The sequence below is a fragment of the Stutzerimonas stutzeri genome (genome assembly GCF_024448895.1).
Classification (GTDB): Bacteria; Pseudomonadota; Gammaproteobacteria; order Pseudomonadales; family Pseudomonadaceae; genus Stutzerimonas; species Stutzerimonas stutzeri_Q.
Genome location: NZ_JAMOIC010000002.1, coordinates 171,918 through 192,275, shown reverse-complemented (window position 1 = coordinate 192,275; position 20,358 = coordinate 171,918). Strand labels below are relative to the sequence as shown.

Annotated in this window: 17 protein-coding genes; 2 read left to right on the top strand and 15 right to left on the bottom strand. The window is 58.1% G+C overall.

Translation table 11 applies throughout. The features are described 5' to 3' along the window. The first annotated feature begins 21 nt into the window (after positions 1–21). Complete coding sequence (locus NA619_RS03115) at positions 22–1,860, top strand: bifunctional O-antigen ligase/aminoglycoside phosphotransferase family protein (protein WP_255959836.1); 1,839 nt, start codon at positions 22–24, stop codon at positions 1,858–1,860. Next, the gene (locus NA619_RS03110) at positions 1,857–3,068 is read left to right on the top strand and encodes an acyltransferase family protein (protein WP_255959834.1); all 1,212 of its coding nucleotides are present in this window, start codon (positions 1,857–1,859) and stop codon (positions 3,066–3,068) included. The genes NA619_RS03115 and NA619_RS03110 overlap by 4 nt, the downstream gene beginning before the upstream one ends. Here the strand turns inward: NA619_RS03110 and NA619_RS03105 are convergent. The 15 genes from NA619_RS03105 to glnE all read right to left on the bottom strand — a co-directional run bounded on the left by NA619_RS03105 (position 3,019) and on the right by glnE (position 20,246). After that, the gene (locus tag NA619_RS03105) at positions 3,019–3,453 is read right to left on the bottom strand and encodes a CatB-related O-acetyltransferase (protein WP_336605439.1); all 435 of its coding nucleotides are present in this window, start codon (positions 3,451–3,453) and stop codon (positions 3,019–3,021) included. The two genes, NA619_RS03110 and NA619_RS03105, sit on opposite strands and share 50 nt — an antisense overlap. A gap of 200 nt (positions 3,454–3,653) precedes the next feature. Next, the gene (locus NA619_RS03100) at positions 3,654–4,535 is read right to left on the bottom strand and encodes a glycosyltransferase (protein WP_255960141.1); all 882 of its coding nucleotides are present in this window, start codon (positions 4,533–4,535) and stop codon (positions 3,654–3,656) included. A 5-nt stretch (positions 4,536–4,540) separates the two neighbouring features. Further along, on the bottom strand, positions 4,541–5,668 hold the full coding sequence (locus tag NA619_RS03095) for a glycosyltransferase (protein WP_255959830.1): 1,128 nt from the start codon (positions 5,666–5,668) through the stop codon (positions 4,541–4,543). Further along, positions 5,668–6,570, bottom strand: coding sequence for a glycosyltransferase family 2 protein (locus tag NA619_RS03090; RefSeq protein ID WP_255959828.1), 903 nt, complete (start codon positions 6,568–6,570; stop codon positions 5,668–5,670). The genes NA619_RS03095 and NA619_RS03090 overlap by 1 nt, the downstream gene beginning before the upstream one ends. Next, complete coding sequence (locus NA619_RS03085) at positions 6,567–7,631, bottom strand: glycosyltransferase family 9 protein (RefSeq protein WP_255959826.1); 1,065 nt, start codon at positions 7,629–7,631, stop codon at positions 6,567–6,569. Before NA619_RS03085 ends, NA619_RS03090 begins: the two co-directional genes overlap by 4 nt. Continuing rightward, positions 7,631–9,364 (bottom strand): carbamoyltransferase family protein, encoded by a 1,734-nt coding sequence (locus tag NA619_RS03080; protein WP_255959824.1) that lies wholly within the window; start codon positions 9,362–9,364, stop codon positions 7,631–7,633. The genes NA619_RS03085 and NA619_RS03080 overlap by 1 nt, the downstream gene beginning before the upstream one ends. Before the next feature lie 12 nt (positions 9,365–9,376). After that, entirely contained in the window at positions 9,377–10,825 is a 1,449-nt protein-coding gene (locus NA619_RS03075) for a lipopolysaccharide kinase InaA family protein (protein ID WP_255959822.1), read from the bottom strand. Further along, a complete protein-coding gene (locus tag NA619_RS03070; protein WP_255959820.1) occupies positions 10,822–11,568 on the bottom strand; it encodes a lipopolysaccharide kinase InaA family protein in 747 nt (248 codons plus the stop codon). Before NA619_RS03070 ends, NA619_RS03075 begins: the two co-directional genes overlap by 4 nt. Next, the gene (locus tag NA619_RS03065) at positions 11,565–12,299 is read right to left on the bottom strand and encodes a lipopolysaccharide kinase InaA family protein (RefSeq protein WP_255959818.1); all 735 of its coding nucleotides are present in this window, start codon (positions 12,297–12,299) and stop codon (positions 11,565–11,567) included. The genes NA619_RS03070 and NA619_RS03065 overlap by 4 nt, the downstream gene beginning before the upstream one ends. Next, positions 12,299–13,105, bottom strand: coding sequence for a lipopolysaccharide core heptose(I) kinase RfaP (gene rfaP, locus NA619_RS03060; RefSeq protein ID WP_255959816.1), 807 nt, complete (start codon positions 13,103–13,105; stop codon positions 12,299–12,301). The genes NA619_RS03065 and rfaP overlap by 1 nt, the downstream gene beginning before the upstream one ends. Then, complete coding sequence (locus tag NA619_RS03055; protein ID WP_255959814.1) at positions 13,102–14,223, bottom strand: glycosyltransferase family 4 protein; 1,122 nt, start codon at positions 14,221–14,223, stop codon at positions 13,102–13,104. The genes rfaP and NA619_RS03055 overlap by 4 nt, the downstream gene beginning before the upstream one ends. Next, entirely contained in the window at positions 14,223–15,224 is a 1,002-nt protein-coding gene (gene waaC, locus NA619_RS03050; RefSeq protein ID WP_255959813.1) for a lipopolysaccharide heptosyltransferase I, read from the bottom strand. Before waaC ends, NA619_RS03055 begins: the two co-directional genes overlap by 1 nt. Further along, positions 15,225–16,259 (bottom strand): lipopolysaccharide heptosyltransferase II, encoded by a 1,035-nt coding sequence (waaF, locus tag NA619_RS03045; protein WP_255959811.1) that lies wholly within the window; start codon positions 16,257–16,259, stop codon positions 15,225–15,227. It lies immediately after the preceding gene. A gap of 77 nt (positions 16,260–16,336) precedes the next feature. After that, the gene (gene ilvE, locus NA619_RS03040; RefSeq protein WP_255959809.1) at positions 16,337–17,260 is read right to left on the bottom strand and encodes a branched-chain-amino-acid transaminase; all 924 of its coding nucleotides are present in this window, start codon (positions 17,258–17,260) and stop codon (positions 16,337–16,339) included. A 40-nt stretch (positions 17,261–17,300) separates the two neighbouring features. Beyond that, positions 17,301–20,246 (bottom strand): bifunctional [glutamate--ammonia ligase]-adenylyl-L-tyrosine phosphorylase/[glutamate--ammonia-ligase] adenylyltransferase, encoded by a 2,946-nt coding sequence (gene glnE / locus NA619_RS03035; protein WP_255959807.1) that lies wholly within the window; start codon positions 20,244–20,246, stop codon positions 17,301–17,303. Positions 20,247–20,358: the final 112 nt, after the last annotated feature.

Genomic DNA, 20,358 nt, shown 5'->3' with positions numbered 1-20,358 from the left:
GTTTTCTCTGATACCCAATTCATGCAGACCCAATCCCAGCCGATGCCCGCAGTCGAGCGCGCCTATAATCTAGCCGCGCGCTACCTATTACCCCTGGGCATCATCATGCTGCTGTCAGGCCTCGCCCTTCTGCCTGATCGCTCGATCTACCACAAACTGTATTACGGGTTGATCTGTTTGCCCGCGCTGTTCATGGCGATCACGAAACCGTCAATGATCAGATCTCTCTTGCGAGAACCAATTTTTATTGCATTCTTGGCCTTCACTTGCTGGATATGGCTGAGCATCGGCTGGACGGACGCGAGTGAGAGCTGGACGAGCCTTGTCAAGTGGCCACTCTATGTGATCATGCTTTTTGTGGCCTTCACGTTACTGCAACGCTACGACTCTGCGCGATTCTTCATCAGTATTCATTCAGCGGCGGCCATATTTGGCGTTTGCACCCTATATTCACTGATTAATAACGCCGCTCTTCTAGGAACCGGTTTCCGCCTGATCGGCACCGGCGCGTTGAGCAATCCACTGCTCAGCTCGCACGTGTTCGGATTCTTCACTGTGTTCTGGCTTGTCCTAACGGCGATGAGGAGTTCTCGGCCTTCGACCATCGCCATTAACTGCGCCGCCGCTACTGTGATGCTGTGCGCGGTGCTGGCGAGCGGCTCTCGCACCCCGCTATTGGCGCTAGCGTTTGCGTCCTTATGGCTGTGCATACTAAGGCCGAATCGCCAAACTCTCTTCCTGATTGCAAGCGCCCTGATCGGGGCAGCGATGTTCATCAGCATTGCCCCGGAATTGTTACTCGATCGCGGACTTTCCTACCGACCTGAAATCTGGAAACTGGCGCTCGGGCTGATCAAGGATCACCCGTGGATTGGCCACGGTTACAACTCGCCTATTGCCATCCCAATCGCATCGCTAAGCATGACTTTCAGTGAGCCCCACAACTTTGCCTTGGGCGTACTCCATAACGTCGGTCTGGTGGGTTTTGTTCCATGGTTCCTGATGCAAGCGCTGACGTTGTGGACAGGTTGGCGCAATCGACACGACTGGCGCTTCGTATTGGCTTCAACCTGGATGACGTACGGGATTTGTGCAGCACTCACGGAAGGCGGAGGCATACTTTCGCGCCCCAAGGAGCATTGGTTTTTACTTTGGATTCCACTTGCGATGATGGCCGCTCTGAGCGCCGTCAAGCGTGCCAGCGAAGCGAGGATCCAGCTCTCTCCACTTGGAATGACCGAATTGAATGTATTGATGGATGGTTCGACGGTGATCGAGCAGGATGGGCTCGGGCTTAAAGTCGTCAAACTAAAGGACGGTACGTTTCTGAAGCTCTTTCGACGTAAGCAATGGCTGTCTTCAGCGAGCCTGAGCCCTTACAGCAGACGGTTTGCGCATAACAGTTTGGAATTGTCTCAGCGGCAGATCGAGACGCCAGAAGTGCTTGAGTGCTTTCGCTTCGACGATGGCTCAACGGCCGTACATTACCGGCCGTTGCCAGGCGTGACGCTGCGGCAGGCGCTGGAAAGCGCGCCAGATGGAGCAGCCCGCGCACGCATTGTTCGTCAGGCAGGCCAGTTCATTGGCGAGATGCATGAGCGCGGTGTTTACTTCCGCTCCCTGCACCTGGGCAACGTGTTGGTTTTGCCGGACGGCAAGTTGGCCTTGATCGACATCGCGGACATGCGATTGTTTAACCGGCCATTGAGCTCGCTTATGCGACTGCGCAATCTCAAGCACATGCAACGTTACAAACAAGATCGCTTCTGGCTCTTTGAAGAACAACGAAAGGCGTTGATCGAAGGCTACACACATGGCGCTTCGGCTAGAGCAGCTCATTCGTTACTGAGCGATATTTGAACACTCTATTGAACCCCGCGCTTGCGATAGGCTGCTATGCACTGGCCATCGGGTGCGCAAATCTATTGCTTCGCCTTCCAACTATAAGTGCAATTGTCGGTTCGTTAGACGCACCTGACCGGCAAACAGCGATTGACGGCCTTCGTGGCTATCTAGCGTTTGGGGTATTCATCCACCACATGGTGATCTATTACCCGTATCTCGAAACCGGAGTTTTCGAGTTGCCTGCCTTGAACTTCTACTCGCAACTAGGCCGAGCCAGCGTCGCGCTTTTCTTCATGATTACCGGGTTTCTTTTTTGGAGCCGCGTTCTCGATACTCATGGACGTATGAGCTGGCGACAGTTTTTACTGGGCCGCCTGTTCCGAATTTACCCTCTTTATCTATTTGCACTTGGATGTGTAGTGCTCATCGTATTCGCACAGGCGAACTGGCAACTTCAAGTGAGCGGAGATCAACTGGCTTCGTCGCTTGCCAGATGGCTCATCTTCCAGCGCCCCGACATTAACGGTCATAGCGCAACAGGCGATCTGATTGCGAACGTGTCGTGGACGTTGTCTTATGAGCTCTTCTTCTATCTGACATTGCCGTGCTGGACCCTGATATTCATAAATCGGGGAAGGTGGGTGAGGCTCGCCTTATCACTGATTGGCATCTATGCGCTTTATAAATTAATGGGCGCAAGCTCAGTATTGAAGCACTCTGTACTGCTCAGCTTTCTCGGCGGCGTAGCCGCCGCCTACTGGATTCGCAACCAACGGTGCTGTGAGTGGGCTCAAGGCAGAATCGCGGCGACGGTGGCATTGATGGCGTTGGCCATAGTCATGCTGGGCTGGAATACCAGCTTCGCTCTGGTGCCCCTCGTTTTGCTAACGTTGTTCTTTTGCATCGTGGCGTCGGGAAACATGTTATTCGGCGCCCTGGGCTTCTCCTCGATAAGATGGCTAGGCGAGATCAGCTATAGCACCTACCTGCTACATGGCTTGGTGCTCTGGTCAGGTCTGGTCTGGTTGCCGTCAATGCTCGCAATCGACGCCCGCTCGCCTCTCTATCGGACAAGTTTCATCATCATAGGGAGTCTCACAGTCATCGTAATGAGTAGCGTCAGCTACTTGGTAATCGAGCGGTGGGGTATCAAATCGGGCCGACGCTTGAAAGCTAGGATGCATTTGCCTGATCAAAGCGCCCCTGCTTCGCAGCCTCGATGAACGCGCCGATGTCATCGGAGCAGAGCATCGGGATTGCAGCCATGACTTTCTCTTGAGGCCACTCCCACCAGCGGAGTTCCAGCAGTGCTAAGCGCGTCTCCTCATCGAAGCGCCAGCGGACGACTCGCGCAGGATTACCAGCCACGACGGCGTAGGGTGAAACGTCGCGAGTAACGACCGAAGCCGCAGCGACGACGGCACCATGACCAATAGTTACCCCGGAGAGAATGGTAGCGCCAGAGCACAACCAGACATCTGATCCTATCCGGACGTCGCCGCGGCTAATGGCGTAGCCTTGAATGTGTCTCGCCTCAGCAATGAATGCAGGAAATGGATAGGTAGTTACCCAGTCCGGACGATGCCCTCCGCCAAGATAGATATTCACCCTTTCTGCAATCGAACAATAACGCCCTATTTCAAGAGTGGTCCCCTCATCCCAGTCGTGAACCTCAGGAAAACCATATGACCCGAGCCCATATTGGTATTTGGGATATCGAGCTAGGAACTTCGCCTGTCCTCTCAATAAACGCGGCAGTTTTCGTATCTTACGAGCCGCACGCCTCTCCATAAAGCGCCTAAACCATCTCACGAGGCAGCACTTTTAGTGGTTAAAAGCCGCCATACACCCTTCATCGTCTTTAGGTTCCGCTTGCTCCACGGGATCTGCGCCAGAAGTTCACGAGCAAGTCTTCCATCTTCCGCCGCGACCTTGGCAAACATGGCATTCAGGTAGCGAAGTCGAGTGGTTTCATATCCGGGGTGCGACTCGAAATGCTTATAGATTGCCAGTTCCGTATCGACCATGAGCCTGCGGTTTTTATAGGTATTTGAGCCATGCACTCGATACAGCGCGAGCGGCTCGGACATGATGTCAATGAAATAGCCTGCATGAGCGATGCGCAACTCGATGAAGTAGTCTTCGATGCGAATGCGAGGATCGTAGCCGCCGACACGATCTATCGCCTCTCGCCGAAACAGTAGGGTCGGTGCGGGCGGACCAGGCTTACGATCGAGAAACAGATCGTCGAAGTCCAGTCGCCTTGCTGGGCGTGAGCGCTGTTTGCGCTCGGGAAGCGGCGTGCCGTCAGCATCGATCACTATGATGCCGCCCGCGCATATTCCGGTTTCTGGCCGCGCATCCAGATAAGGCACTTGCAAGGCCAGCCGATGAGGCAACATTGCGTCGTCGGAACCAAGCGGAGCGACATAGGCACCCTTGGTGCGAGCGATGGCATCGTTCAAGGTGGTGCATAGCCCCTTGTTCGCTTGAACGCGAAAATCGAAGCCCAGTTCTTGATGAAGCCGGGTGATGATTTCGACACTGTCATCCGTGGAACCGTCATCTACGATGAATAGTTCTATGTTGGGGTAGGTCTGCGCATAGACGCTCCTGATGCTAGCTTCGATGAAGCGAGCATGGTTATAAGACGCAATGACTACCGAGACGAGCGGCAGCTGATTCTGGATATCAGTCACTGCTGTGCCCCTTCAACCAACTGGCGGTACCTAAGTCGAAAATCGTCAATGTCATGCTCACGGCGTAAGTAGACATAAGCCCTCTCACCATGAGTCATGCGTTGCTCTGCGCTCATGCCGAGGTAGTCAGACAAGGCATGGGCGATCGCTGCTTCGTCGCCAGGCGGGAATGAGCGCCCTCCTGCCCCTTCAATCAACGGTCTCATTGCGGGTATGTCTGATCCAAGTACAGGCAGACGTCCGCACATTCCTTCAAGCAGGGCCAAACCAAGCCCTTCCTGCAATGAGGGCATAACAAACAGATCAAACGCACGTACATATCGCATGGCGTCCGGCACGGTGCCGCACAGGACGACGCGATTAGATAGCCCAAGCTTCGTGATCTCAGCTTGCAACGGATCGTGCTCACGGCCACCGCCGATGATCGCCAGCGACGCATTTGGATGCTCGTCCGCAATGTGTGCAAAAGCGCGGATCAGATGAATATGACCTTTGACCGGAACCAGCCGGCCTATAGCGCCCACTACGTCACGAGACGCGGGAAGGCCAAGCGCCGCCCGCGCGGAGTCCCGGTCCAGCTGGAGAGACTCAGCTAGCGAAATGTCGATGGCATTGGTGATGGCCAGGGTATTGGCGGAAGTAAATCCGCAATCCAGCCCTATCAGGTAGTCTCGTACGGCAGGTGAGACGCCAACGAAACGCCAATGCGCGTTAATCATCCGTTTCGCCTGCCACCTCCGGTAAAAGCGGTCGTACTCACCGAAACCATGCGAGACGCCAATGCACAGGGGTACACATAGCGCTCGATTGATATGCATGAAAAGATTAACGGCTTTGAAGCGATGCAACAGCACGACGTCGAACTGCTCACGCTTGCAGAACTCAGTCATAATTTTACGCACGCCAAGTCGCATGCCGCTCATCTGCTTGGGCGTAAAATTGAAATAGCGCTCACGCCAGTCCGAAACGTGCACGTCACCCTCTGGGCAACCCTCCAGATATCCATTGACCACGTCGAAACGATTCTTGGGAAGGCCCTGCAATATCTGCATGCCCAGGTCAGAGTTGGAATCAGCAACGTTGTAGCGAGTCTGGAGCTGCAACACTTTTAAACGGCGCGCCATCATTGCTTACCTAGCCAAACCCGCAGGGCTTTTCTGGTGTACGACAGTTTCAAAAGGGTTCGCCAGTCGCTCGCGAGGGCAAGCTGATAAAACCTTTTTGCGGCGTCGTAATCGCCTGCGAGATACGCGCCTCGGAAAAGCGACAGACAGCGCTGGACGTAAAAAGCCTTCTTCAGGCACTGCAGGGCATCTGGTAACCGTCGAAAAACCTCTTCAACCAGTCCCACCCCGCCTTTGATGCTGTAAGAAAGGTCGTGACGAAGGCTGTCGCTATGCTTATGTATCACCGCCAGCGGCTGATCCAGGGTCGAGACGGGATAAGCTGCCAGGACTTGCGCAAAGACAGGTATGTCCTCTGCGTTTCTGAATTTCTCAGGGTAATTACCAGGCTCGAAAACGGAACGATGCATGACACACGCGCCGTTTGAAATACTGATCGTCTTGTCCAGCAGATAGCCTCTCACGCGAGCGAGTGGAGTTTCGGGCCACACCCGCGGGGCGTGAACTCTCTGCCGGCCGCTCTCGTCAACCGTGCGGTGCCCACCAATGACCATGCGAGTGTCAGGGTGACTATTCAAATGAACGCGAATCAGCGAAAGGGCATCTGCCGCTTGCTCATCATCCGCATCCAGAAAGATCAACCAGTCGTTTCTTGCGGTATCTATCCCTAGATTTCGAACAGAGGCCAGTCCCCCGTTGCGCTTGTAGATTGATCGAAACGCCCCGGGATATTGTTGATGCAGAACATCGATAACCTCAGCCGTGTTGTCAGTTGATCCATCATCAATGACGAGCAGCTCGTCCTCAGTGGACAATTGGGGTATGACCGAGGTGACAGCTCGCATCAGAGAGGCGGCATAGTTGTACGCGGGGATAATAACGGTTAAACCCGAACTGCTCATCGGTGCCTCTTCTCACAAGCATTTTGGAGATCGACAAAGGCACGCTGTACCCGGGACACGCTCATAAAAGACGGCCACATATGTCGAGCGAAACCCAGAGTTAGTGATGGCCTGACCACAGCGCCTTCTGCCCAATCCGGCCGCCAACAAAAACCGTCACGGCGCTTGCGGTATATCGTCAACACCGGAACCCCGAGCATTGAACCAAGATGGCCCACACCGGAATCATTGCCGATGACATAACCCGACTCGTATAAATGAGCCGCCAGAGCTGATACGTCAGGAAATTCGGGCGCCGCGAACCCACCTGTGAAATCGCCTCCATGGAGTGCGCGCTCTTTGGGAGATAGGACAAACTGGGGCTGCCACCCTTGCGCCTCGAGCCGCCGGGCTAGCGCGACGAACTTGCCGCGGGGCCAGTTTTTCTTCTCGTTATGAGACAGTGGGTGAATCATCACACGCTTGGAAAAACGCCTTTGGCACAAGTGAGACGGAGCTTCTATACCTACATCTTTACACGCGCGGGTAAGCCCAAGCCTGTCGGTACAGAAACGGACCGCCTGCTCAACCATACTAACGCTGTCATCATCGACACAACGAAGCGAGCCTGCCGCGGCTGCCAGGGGCTCAAGTAACCTAACTTTTTCAGCAGGGAGCCGAGCAAGCGCAGCACCTGCAGGGTTAACCATGAGGTCAGGGTTGATCTTGCATGTACCGACAAACACGTAACGGTCAGCTAAGTCTCGAGCAGCGACATCATGACGGGTCACCATGCTACCGAGATCGGATATGACCAGATCGTACTTATTCAGCATCTCGAATGTTTGCTGCGGTGCCGGTAGCACTTGAATGTCGAACAGTGGAAACCAGTGGTCAAGAGCTGCCAGGTGATTGGAGAACACTGTCACCGCATAGCCAGCGCGAGCGAGATTCGCAGCCAACACTAGATAAACGCAGCCATCGCCGAGCCCCATGGATGGGACCAAAGCGACCCTGCAATGAGCCGTTCGCACATGCGGCTCGGTCGCGCAATGGCCTTGAGGCGGGAAAACCGATCCCATCAGCTCTCCTTCACCACCAACACATCCTCCATGATCAAATACTGCAGGTCCGATCCGTAGAACATGTTCAGTGCGTCCGTCGGCGAGCAGATCATCGGTTCGCCACGACGATTAAGGGATGTATTGAGGGATACACCGTTACCCGTCAGCTTTTCCAATTCGAGCATCAGATCGTACCAGCGCGGATTGAAGCGGCGCTCCAGCACCTGCGCGCGTGAGGTGCCGTCTTCGTGTACGACTTCGCTGACGCGATCTTTCCATTCATCGTTGACCTCGAAGGTGAAGGTCATGAACGGGCTCGGATGGTCGACTTTGAGCATCTGCTCGGCAACGGTATCGAGCATCGACGGGCAAAAGGGCCTCCAGCGCTCGCGGAACTTGATCTGCTGGTTGATGCGATCAGCCACCCCGGGAATGCTCGGGCAGCCGATGATCGACCGTCCGCCCAGCGCGCGCGGGCCGAACTCCATACGACCTTGAAACCAGGCCACCGGATTCCCCTCTACCATGATCTGCGAGATGCGCTGGGGCACATCTTCGATCTGTTGCCAGGCGGGTTTGTTTGGGTGACGGGCGCAGGCCGCGATCACGTCCTCGTTCGAGTAAGACGGGCCGAGGTAGACGTGCTCCATCTTTTCCACGGGTACGCCGCGCTGATGCGAAACATAGGCGGCCGCCCCGACGGCGGTGCCGGCATCACCGGACGCCGGCTGGACGAAGAGTTCCTTTACCTCGTCCCGCGCGATGATCTTCTGGTTGAGTTTGACATTCAGGGCGCAACCGCCGGCAAAGGCGATTCTTCCGGTCTGCTTGATGATGTCGCCGAGGTAATAATCCATCATCTGCAGAGCAAGCTTCTCGAACAGCGCCTGCATCGCGGCCGCGTAATGGATGTAGGGGTCGTCGGCAATATCGCCTTCGCGTTTCGGACCCAGCCACTCGACCAGCTTGGGCGAGAAGTAATACCCCTTGCCCTTCTCTTTGTAGCGGCGCAAGCCGATGACGTTGGCGTAATCGGTATTGATGGTCAGCTCGCCGTTCTCGAACGTGGCCAGCCGCGAGAAGTCGTACTTGGCGGCGTCACCATAGGGTGCCATGCCCATGACCTTGAACTCACCATCAAGCATTTCGAAGCCGAGGAATTCGGTGATCGCACCGTAGAGGCCGCCCAAGGAATCAGGATCGTAGAATTCCTTGATCTTGTGGATCTTGCCGTTCTCGCCATAGCCAAAGAAGGTCGTGGCGTATTCACCTTTGCCATCAATGCCGAGGATGGCGGTCTTCTCGGTGAATCCCGAGCAGTGGTAAGCGCTGGAGGCGTGGGCCAGGTGATGCTCGACCGGCTGCAACTTCACCTTTTTCAGATCGAAGCCCAGCTGCTGCAGGCACCATTCGATGCGCTTCTTGTAGCGGTTGTAGCGGCGGTTGCCAAAAAGAATGGCATCCAACGCACGATCCGGCGCATACCAATAGCGCTTGGCGTAGTGCCAACGCGCCTTTTCGAAAATGCTGATCGGGGCGAACGGGATGGCGACCACATCGACATCAGCCGGCTTGATACCCGCTTGCTCGAGGCAGAACTTCGCTGACTCATAGGGCATGCGGTTCTTGGCATGCTTATCCCGCACGAAGCGCTCCTCCTCGACAGCAGCGATTAATTTGCCATCGATATACAGCGCAGCAGAGGGATCATGACTTAGGGCGCCGGAAAGGCCGAGAATCGTCAATGCCACAGATATTGCCTCTTAATCTTCTATGCGGATGCCGGGCACCGCGGGTAATCGTTGGTCGAGCAGCTGATACAAGGCGCTGTTAGCCGGCCAGTTGCGTAACAAGCGCGCCCGATCCCGGGTGTAGGCGCGGGCAAAACTCGCAGCGCTTCGATGCTGCTGCACCGCGTCAAGGTCGATCAGCGTCCATTGCCCCTGTTCCCAGAACAGGTTGTGCCCTTTGAGGTCGCCATGGCTGATGCGCTCGCGGATCAAGGTCTGAAACAACTGGACCAGTGCCGATAGCTGGGACTCGGGTGGCGAGCTGTCCAAGTAAGGCTGAAAGCACCGGATTATATCTTCTCCCGCGAGCAATTCGGTAACCAGCCATGCCCTGCCTCGAAGCCATAACCAGCGCTGCTCCTTGACCGCGAGCAGGCGCGGCGTAGCGATGCCAAGAAATGCCAGCCGGTTGCCCTCGACCCAGCTGTGCCAGGCACGACTGGGCCGCCAGAAGCGCTTAAGCCAATGGATGGGACTTTTGATGTTGTAGCGCTTGATGATCAGTGATCGACCGTCTCCGGCGTCAACCCGAGCGACCGTAGCGGTGCCGCCATCCTTGTACAGATGCCCGGAGGCGATGAATGCGTCCGGATCGGTGAGCAAAACATCCAGTGACGTGACTTCCTCTCGACGCAGGACCTCGGCGCCGAAAGCACTGATGCGGGCGGAAAAAAGACTGCAATCCCTACCGACCTTTTTCAGAAAGTCAGCCAACCGCCAGGCACGCACCTTGCGTATGTCCTTCAACAGGATTTCCATCGGCAGCGCGTGTGAACTGTTTACCAGCAGGTAGTGAACCAGCAGATCTTCGATGTACGGGTCCAGCGATGCAGGCAGCTGCGCGAAGAACACGCTCAGGTTGGCCAGCGCCTGCGGACGATCGAGCGGCTGTCCGGGTCGCTGGGCCATCACGCCGCCACCGTCGACCACATGCAGCACACCAGCGTGCATCAGCAAGTTGTCCAGATGCAGATCATCTTGCCAGAGCCCTTGCAAATGCATGCGGGCGATCAGCTCGAAGGCCGAACCGAGCACCGCCTGCTGAGCCTCGGTCAAGGGTGGATTCCGCTCAAGCGCCTGCCAGCGGCTCCAGAGGCTCTGTGCATCGAGCAGAAACTCGAACAGCAGCCAACCGCCCTCACCTGCCTTCCAGCCCTCTGACAGCAATTGAGCTGTTGGCAGCTTTTGCTCGGCCAGCAGGACCGCGCCATCGCGCTCACGGATGTAATGCCGATGGGCATGATTGCCGACCAGCAGCTTGGCCAGGACCGTTCGTCCATTCCATCGTACCCGCCCGACATAGCGCTGGCCGGGCAGCACGCGCAGCCATTGCTCGACGACCAGCTCGCCCAGCCCCTGGATATGCAGGGTCATGGGCAAGGCAGGGGCCCGTCCAGCGTGGACAAGTTCGAGGAGCGTCATGTACGCATCTCTTTCTCGCGACGGCGGCTGTTCAAGCGCTGCGCCCAGCTATCGACGGCGCACTCATCGTGAAGGTAGGCCGCGAGCAGTTCATGGACATCCGTTTGAGACCAACAAAACGCTCGGCGAAACAATGGCTCGAGGTCCTTGATTCGATCCCGGCGACCGAGCAACAGCGGGCGTGTCTTTTCCAGGTCGATCAGACGGGCACTCCAGCCTTGCGCCTGTTCCTGGAGGAAGATGTGTTTGGGGTAGAAGCAGCCGTGAATCTGCCCAGCGTCGTGCAATTGCCTGGCGAGCAGCCCAGTCGCCTGCAGGATTGCCTGGCGTTGATCGACACTTAATGAAGGCCATCGCCCCAGCCAACTTTCTAGATCATCCCAGCCATCCAGCGCGCGCGTCAGCAGCACAGCTCTGTGCTCGTCGCCGATCTGTCGATGACCAAAAAAACTGGCGCTCAGAGCCGGAATACCGAGCTTCTGGTAGCGCTGAATAGTGCGAAATTCGCGCGCGAACGTAGGCTCGCCCAACGGGTGCATGAGGCTGCGCGTGAGATGGTTGGTTTGGCGCTTCAGGTAGAACGCCGCGTCGCCCAGGTCCAGACGAAACACGCTGCTCCACCCGCCGCGCTCCACGTTGGGCTCGTCTACCGCCTCAAGCTTGACCGCCCACAGCGCATCGAAATCAAGAAGGCCGTGTCGCTCGAGTAATGCTCTGTCGGCTTGTGCAATGAAGTCCGTCATTCACGCCCCTCAAAGAAATCTCGAACCTGACGGATGCGCGCCTTGTCATCACGGTTCAGATGGTCTCGCTGAACATATTGCAGGTAGAAGCGTAAACGCTGCGTCTGGCTCAATTGATATTTGGCTACCTTATCGAGGCAAGCGAGGTCCTTGATGATCCGACGCTGCAGGAATGGCCCCCACCAGAACGCGCCAGTGGGGCAATCGATTAGATAAAGGTTACGCTGTGGATCGACCAGCAGATTCCGCCATTTCAGATCATTGTGCGCAAACCGGTGCGCGTGCATGCGGCGAGTCGCTTCGGCGAGCTGCTGGCTTATATCGACTACCCAACTACCTTCCTTCAGCCGCTGATCATTGGCGGCTGCGAGCGCCGCCAAGTCTTCGGTCTGGGTCAGCTCACGAGTTATGAGCGCACCCCGAGCGAAGCTGCCGAATTGGCGCTCCAGCCCATATGCCACGATCGGGGCAGTCGGAATGCCCCATCGCTCGAAAAGCTTCAAGTTCTGCCATTCAGCCTTCACCCTTGGCCGGCCGACATATCGACGCATGCCCTTACCCGCGCCGGTGTAGCGCTTGAGGTAGTACGTGACACCGTCACGTTCGAGGCGGATGACCTCGGACAGCGGATCCTGCGTAACCCGCTCGCCGACGAGCGCGAACACCGCGTCGAGGCTGCCGAAGTCCGCCGCCAACGCCGAGTACGCAGGATCCAACACCCAGCCGGCCATCAGAGCGCGGCTCCGTATCTTTCCTTGCGAGCCATGAGCTTGGCCGCCTTGCGCTGCAGATCCGTCAGAAGGCGGGCTTCACTGCTCAGGATCTCTCTCAACGGCTTTTGGAAGTACAGTTTGAGGAAACGCAACGTATCGCGCCGGGTAAGGCCGATGCCCAAAACAGAAAAATACAACCCAGCCAAATCCTTGTCTCGCCAGCGCTGGGGTATCGCATCACGGACCTGGGCGCGGTGCAGGTCAATCACAGACAGACGAAAGTCCTCAGCCGTGACCGGTTTGTCGGTATGCAGCAGGAAATGGCAGATATAACAGTCTCGATGATTCACGCCAGCGCGGTGCATGGCGCCGGTCATACGAGCGACTTCGGCGATCAGAGCGCGCTTGAGCTTGGGTTCCGGCGGATGCTGCAGCCAGTCTGCACTGTAGTCCTCAAGGCTGATCGTAGGAGCAAGTTCTTCGGTGATGATGAACGAGTGCTGCGAGGCGGGATTGCCGCCTCGTTCGCCATAGGCAACCGCAGTCATGGTCGGGACACCTACCTCATGCAGACGCTGAATAGCGCGCCACTCCTGCCCTGCGCCCAGCACTGGCAATTTAGCGGTGGTGAGATTTTTGAAGATCTCGCCCCATCCGATACCGCGGTGGATCTTCACGAAGTAGCCGCGGCCTTGCACTTCCGTGCGCAGCGTGCGTCGACCTTCGAGCTCCCGATAGACCTGGCCTTGCAGTTGCTCGACGGCCTCGAACGGATCCCGGCCCGACCAGAGCGTCTTGAAGGGTTCTGCCAGGATGAGCTTCATGAGCGCTCCGCCAGGATCACGTCAGCCGCACGCTCGGGCATGCTGTAAAGGTCGGCCCTGTCGGCGTAGGCCAACGCATTCCGCGCCCAGCTGTCGCGCTGCTCGTCGTTGGCGAGCATCTCAGCCAGCAGAGCGTCGAGCTCGCTTTGTTCGAATGGGCTTGGGACGACCCTGCCGCAGTCCGCTTCATTGATGTAGTGAGCGTAACCGCAGACATCCGTCACCAGCACTGGCAGCCCTGCGACCAGCGCCTCTAAAAGAACGGTGCCAGTATTTTCGTTGTAGGCCGGATGGATCAACAGGTCTGCCCCGAGCAGAAAACGCGGGATGTCGCTGCGGCCCTTGAGAAACTCGACCTGACCCGAAATACCTAGCGTCTTAGCCTGCAGCTGGAATGGCTTTGGATCGTCCTGACCAATGACGAACAGACGGGCGCGCTTCTTCAGCTCACGCGGGAGCGAGGCGACCGCCCTGAGGCTGCGGTCGAGCCCCTTTGTTTTGAAGCCCGATCCGATCTGCACCAGCAGCAGCTCGTCGTCAGCCACCTCGAATTCATCACGGAACGCCCGGCGAATGTCAGACGCGTCGCTCGGTGCACGCCGATCCTGATCGATGCCCGGCGGAAGTAAATGAAAGCGCTCCGCAGGCGTTGAGTAATGTTTGACAAACAGGGGCTGCTGGACTTCGGAGATCATCAGGATCTCGGTTTTGGAGCGAGGTTCGAACACGGCGCGCTCATACTCGGCGAAATGCTTGTAGCGGCCCCAGCGGCGATAGATGGGGCTGCGCAGGGTCTGCGCCTTGTCTTCGAAACAGGGATCGGCCGCGTAGTAGACGTCGAGCCCAGGCATCTTATTGAAGCCAACCACCCGATCAACTGGACGCTTTGCCAGATCCGCTTCCACCCAGGCAGTGAAACGTTCATTGCGGGTATGGTTGAAGATCGCCTTGACCGGCGCGATCAAGACCTCGAAGCCGTTCGGCACCTCACCTTCCCAGATCATCGCGTAGACGCGAATCCCATTACCGCGACGCTGGCATTCAGTGGCAATGCGCATGAAGTCGCGCTGGAGCCCACCGAAGGGGAAATATTTGTAAAGGATGAAGGCCAGCTGCATCAGGATGTCTCCGACGACCGCAACAGGGCCTTGAGTTCGCTGGCGACCCGCTCGGCTGGCAGGTCGTCAAAGCATGGTTTGTGGCGATCGCCTTTGCCGGCGTTCGGTCCGGATGCACACAGGTGCACCTGCGAACGACCATAGGCGCCGACTCGACCTGGCAAAGTCGGGCCGTAAAGCGAAATGCTTGGGACGTCCAGTGCCGCTGCCAGGTGTCCGAGCCCGGTATCAACGGCGACACAGGCACGCGCTCCGGCGATGACTTTGGCGATGCCGCCAAGATTCAACCTCGGCAACACCGAAACGCTCGCGATGCCGTCAGCGATTCGTTCAGCTCGGGCCTTCTCATCCGCATTGCCCCAAGGTAAACGAATCGACCAACCAAACTCGCTCATCCGCTCGGCCAATTCTCGCCAGTATGCCTCCGGCCAGTGCTTGCTCGGCCAAGTGGTGCCATGCAGGAAAAGGAGATATGGCTGCTCGCCCGGCGTGGCCAGCTGACTGCGAACCAGCCCGTAATCAGCGATGGTTCCGGGCATCTGATAACCGAGCGCTTGAGCGAACAGTTGCCGAACACGCTCTAGCGCATGCTGATCCCGCGCAACGGCATAACGACGACCGTAGAAGCGAGAAGCAAGCGGCTCACGTGCGGATTCTCGGTCCAGCCCAGCGACAGGCGCCTTGACGTAGCGCGTCAGCCAGGCGCTCTTCAACAAGCCTTGCGCATCGATGACCAGATCATAGCGAGTCTCGCGCAAACGCGACTTGAAACGCCGCCATTCACCGGAGCGAAGCGTTTGCAATGGATGCTTGCGCCAGCGACGAATCGCCACGGTGATCACTTGGGACACGGCTGGATGCCAGGCGGGTATCTCGGCAAAACCCTCCTCCACTACCCAGTCGAATTGAATACCAGGGACGGCGCGCTGCGCATCCGTCAACGCAGGGAGCGTATGCACCACGTCACCCAGCGAAGACGTCTTGACCAGCAGCACCCTCACTCAGCGCACCTCAACCGACTGAGGTGCAAGACGTTCAAGCGCTTCAATGACCGGGCGCGGCTTCAATTCACGCATGCAGTTGTTATGACCGAAACGGCAAGTACGATCAAAACAGGGGCTGCAGTCGAGGCCCAAGCGCACGATCTCGACTTGCTCCGACAGCGGTGGCGTGAACGCTGGCGAGGTGGAGCCATAAACAGACACCAGCGGACGTCCGAGCGCAGCGGCAACATGCATAAGGCCCGAATCGTTTGACACAACCGCATCGGCGCAGGAAAGCAGGTCGATGGCCTCGGCCAGGCTGGTTTCGCCGGCAAGGTTTACTGCTTCTTCACGCAACCCAGGAATCAGTCCCTGCACGATTCCGTCACCAACGGCGTGATCGTTCTTCGAGCCGAACAGCCAGACCTGCCAGCCATCACGGATCTTGACCTCGGCGACCTTGGCGAAATGCTCGGCCGGCCAGCGTTTGGACTCGCCGAACTCGGCACCGGGACAAAGGGCCAACACCGGCCGGTCCAGTGACAGCCCGAAGCGCGCGAGAGCGGCGTCGCGCGTTTCCTCAACGATGCGCAGCGAAGGCTTCGGGTAGGGTTGGGCTAGTTCGGCGCCGGGTTCGTAAGCCAGCGCCATGAAGCGCTCGATCATTAGCGGATAGCGCTGCTTGTCCAGCTTGCGCATATCGTTGAGCAGGCCGAAGCGCATCTCGCCGCGCCACCCGGTGCGCTTGGGAATGCCCGCAAAGAATGGCACGAGAGCCGACTTCAGCGAGTTGGGCAACAGGATCGCCTGCTGATACTGCCCACGAAGGCTCTGCGCGATGCTGCGCCGGGTCGCCATGTCTAGCACGCCATGACCGACCGGAAAGCTCAGCGCCTGTCGCACCTCTGGCATGCGCTCGAGGATCGGGCGACTCCATTCAGGCGCGAGCACGTCGATCAGGCAGTCAGGGTGGCGTTGTTTCAGGCAGACGAACAGCGTCTGCGCCATCACCATGTCGCCGACCCAACTGGGACCCACAATCAGAATATTCATAAAGACAGCTTCAAGCTTCGGGCCTCAAGCCGCAAGCACGAGCAGCTCAGGCGCTCGTGCTTGCGCAAGGCCCGCGCTTACTTGACCAGCGTCCGCCATTCAGCGTGCGCATCGGTCTTGCCAGATACGAGATCGAAGTAGGCCTTCTGAACACGCTCGGTCACCGGGCCGCGACGGCCGATACCGATGTTGCGGCCATCCACTTCGCGGATTGGGGTGACCTCAGCGGCAGTGCCGGTGAAGAAGGCCTCGTCAGCGATGTAGACCTCGTCCCGGGTGATGCGCTTCTCTACTACCTTGATGCCAAGCTCTTCAGCCAGGGTCAGTACGGTGCCGCGGGTGATGCCATTGAGGCAGGCGGTGACTTCGGGGGTGTAGATCACGCCGTCCTTGATGATGAAGATGTTCTCGCCCGAACCTTCGGCGACATAGCCTTCCGGATCCAGCATCAGTGCTTCGTCGGCGCCGCCGGAGATGGCTTCCTGCAGGGCGAGCATGGAGTTGATGTAAGCACCGTTGGATTTGGCGCGGGTCATGCTGATGTTCACGTGATGGCGGGTAAAGGAGCTGGTACGCACCTTTATGCCCTTCTCCAAGGCCTCGTCGCCCATGTAGGCGCCCCAATGCCAAGCGGCGACGATCACATGGACCTTCAAGCCACTGGCGCGCAGGCCCATGCCTTCGGACCCGTAGAACACCATCGGACGGATGTAAGCGCTTTCCAGATTGTTTTCGCGAACGGCGGCGCGGGTCGCCTCGTTAATCTCTTCCTTCGAGTACGGCATCTTCATGTTCATGATGTGCGCCGAATCGAACAGGCGATCGGTGTGCGCCTGAAGGCGGAAGATCGCGGTGCCCGCCGGGGTGTTGTAGGCACGCACGCCTTCGAAGACGCCCATACCGTAATGCAGGGTGTGGGTCAGTACATGGGTGGTCGCGTCGCGCCACTGCACCATCTCACCGTCATACCAGATCACGCCATCACGATCGGCCATCGACATTGTTGCCACCTCGGAATTCGATAAATGCTGTTTGACGAGATCAGCTGAGCCCCAGCTCGCGCCAGATACGCATCACCGCGCGACGCTCGTCATGAAATTGATCCCCGCTTACCACGCCAGGCAGTTTCTGCAGTGATTGCCGGTGGGCCGCGGCGCGGTATGCCTTGTAGGCATCCTGCAGCAGCCGAACCTCATCGCCGGTCATCAACCCGGCCTGCTCCAACCCATCGAGAATGCGGATATTGTCGGTATAGCGCAGCAGTTGCGGATGCTGGTGCGACCACGCCAAAGCCGCGTATTGCACCATAAATTCGATATCGACGATACCACCGGCATCCTGCTTGAGGTTGAACTCGCCATCGCCCAAGAATGCCTTTTCAGCCGTACCAGCCTGGGTTACCCGAGTGCCGAGGTTGTCGCGCATCTTGGCGCGCATCTCACTGACCTCTCGACGAAGCTGGTCTAGGTCACGCGAACGTCCAAGGACAGAAGCTCGAACCTTCTCGAAATCCGCGGCCAGCTGCGGACAACCCACCAGGACTCGTGCACGCACCAGCGCCTGATGCTCCCAAGTCCACGCCTCGTCGCTTTGATAACGGTCGAAAGCGCTAAGCGAACTGACCAGCAAGCCTGAAACCCCTGACGGACGCAGGCGCATGTCGACCTCGTAGAGCTGCCCAGAAGTGGTTTGCGTGGTTAGCAGATGAATGATGCGCTGCCCCAGACGGGTATAGAACTGCGCGCCATCGATTGACTTGGCGCCGTCGGTTTCAGCATTGGGGTCGCCGTCATGGATGAACACCAGATCCAGGTCGGATCCGTGGCCGAACTCGAGGCCGCCCACCTTGCCGTACCCAAGAATGATGAAGGCTGGATCACAGAGCGATCCATCGACCCGCCTTGGCTGACCGTGACGCGCGACGGTGTGTCGCCAGGCCAGCGCCAGAACCTGTTCCAGAATGGCTTCAGCCAGCCAGGTGAGATAGTCGCTGACCTTCATCAGCGGCAAGGTACCGGCGATCTCCGAGGCTGCGACGCGCAGGCGATGCGCGAGCTTGAAGTGGCGCAGCGCTTCCATCTGCTGCTCGAGGTCATCTTCGGGAATGCGCGCCAGCCGCTCGCGCAGCTCGGCAGCAAGCTCCGGCGCCAGAGGAGGACTGAACAGTCTCCCGGCATTGAGCAGTTCGTCGAGCAGCAGCGGGAAACGCGCGATCTGCTCGGCAATCCATGGGCTGCCAGCGCAGAGTTCGAGCAAGCGCTGCAACGCGCCGGGATTTTCTGTCAGCAGCACCAGATAGGCGGAACGACGCGCGACCGCCTCGACCAGTGGCAGCACACGCTCCAGCACCAGATCCGGATCATCCTGCTCCACCGCCTGGGCCAGCAGCCGCGGGATGAATGCATCGAGTCGCTCGCGCCCGAGCCGCTGCATGGTTCGGACTTGATTACCGCTGCGCAACACAGCGAGACGCTGGCAGGCGGCCTGGCCGTCACGAAAACCCGCATCGCTGAGCTGGCGGCAGGCGAATTCCTCATCCCAGTCCTGCTCCCAAAGCGGCAGCCATTCGCCGCCCACCAGGGCTTCGCCTTCGGTTTCTTCATCTTCATCAGGGTCGGCAATGACCTGACGAAAATGCCAGTCGACCCGGCCGCGCCAATGCAGGAGTTGCTGATGAAAAGTTTCCCAGCTGTCGAAACCCATGATGAAGGCGACCCGATCACAGTCGGTCTGGTTATCCGGCAGCATCTGAGTCTGGCGGTCATCGATGGCCTGCAACGCATGTTCGGTGTAACGCAGAAATTCGTAAGCCTCACGCAGCTCATCGACCGCAGCGGCTGGCAGATAGCCTTGTCCGGACAGGATACCCAGCACCTTCAACAAGGGACGCTGCTGAAGGCTCAGGTCTCGCCCGCCGTGAATCAGCTGGAATGCCTGAGCGATGAATTCCACTTCGCGAATGCCACCGGAGCCCAGCTTGATGTTGGCGGCCATGCCCTTGCGCCGCACTTCCTGCTGAATCAGCTGCTTCATGGTACGCAGCGCGTCGATGGCAGAAAAATCCAGGTAGCGACGATAGACGAATGGCCGCAGCATCTCGAGCAGCTCCTTGCCGGCCAACTGATCCCCGCCGACCACCCGGGCCTTGATCATGGCGTAGCGCTCCCAGTCGCGGCCCTGATCCTGGTAGTACTGCTCCAGCGCGTTGAAGCTCAGCACCAGCGAGCCGGAGGAACCGTAAGGCCGCAAGCGCATGTCGACACGAAAGACAAAGCCATCGAGCGTTGGCGCATCCAGCGCCTTGATCAGTCGTTGACCGAGGCGAACGAAGAATTCCTGATTGTCCAGCGAGCGTTTCGCGCCTGCGGTTTCACCGCCCTCGGGGTAGCCGAAGATCAGGTCGATGTCGGAAGAGAGATTCAGCTCGCGAGCACCCAGCTTACCCATTCCAAGGATGACCATCTGCTGCGGCTGGCCGCTGCGACGCCCCGTCGGGACGCCGAACTGCTCGCAGTGCCGCCGATACAGCCACTGATAGGCAAGATCGATACAGGCATCCGCCATGTCGGACAAATCGCCGCAGGTCTCTGAAAGATCTGCCTGCCGGGTCAGGTCGCGCCAGATGATGCGCACCTGCTGGCGGTTGCGAAAGCGGCGTAGCTGGTGCGCCAAGCGGTCTTCATCGTCGCAATCGGTCAGCAGCTCAGCCAACGCCTCATGCATTTCCCCGTTCTTGAGCGCGCGCTCCAACAGGCCATCCTCGGCTAGCTGGAGCAGCATCTCGGGATCTCGGCTAACCTGTTCGATGACGAAATCACTGGCCGCACATACCCTGCCAAAGGCTTCCTGGCGCTCAGCGGGCCAGGCAAGAAACTGCTCAAGTGATGACTTCGATGTGTCATTCAGTGCACCGAGGAACGTCTCTTCGGCACGAGTGACCAATGTCAGTAACGGCTTTGGCAATGCAACCAGTGATGGCAGACTCATAAAAGTTCCTTTAAGCCATGAACGGCCGCGAGAAAGCGGGAGCGCCCGTATTAGAGCCTTTCCCGAGAGAACTAACGAGTCAGGCCAGATCGCACAGATGTAGTTTTACTAC